The 348-nt window shown below is 63.5% G+C and carries 1 protein-coding gene; it reads left to right on the top strand.

From position 1 onward, the window contains the following. Window positions 1-261, top strand: a 261-nt coding sequence (locus tag TN53_RS43210) for a hypothetical protein (RefSeq protein ID WP_234441878.1), incomplete at its 5' end; no start/stop codon positions are given. Window positions 262-348: the final 87 nt, after the last annotated feature.

Here is a 348-nt window from a genome sequence, read left to right as displayed (position 1 = left end):
GCCGTCGACTGGTCGCCGTTGATGCAAAGCGCGGAGTACATGCAGCGCGTTCTCCAGAACGCTGAGGCGGAGGGCCGCAAGCCGACGTGGGTCGAGGTACTGCTGAGCGCCCTGATGACCTTCCCTCTGTTGAAGCAGAATGCTGGCATCGAACTGTCGCAATACCCGGCCTACCAGCCGCTCCAGCTCAAGCACAACCTGCCGCTGCTCCCTGGCACGGTCGAGGACGAGGAGCTGGAGAACAAGCTCGACGAGGAGTGAGGGCTGGGTGCAGGCCGCCGCGTTGCTCCGCTTCCTCAACATCGACAGAACGTGGGGCCACCACTTCAACGAAGGCGAATCCCTCCC

Source organism: Streptomyces sp. WM6386 (genome assembly GCF_000972385.1).
In the GTDB taxonomy this organism is placed as follows: domain Bacteria; phylum Actinomycetota; class Actinomycetes; order Streptomycetales; family Streptomycetaceae; genus Streptomyces.
The sequence above is the reverse complement of the archived record's forward strand: the minus strand, read 5'-3'. Positions and strand labels throughout refer to the sequence as shown.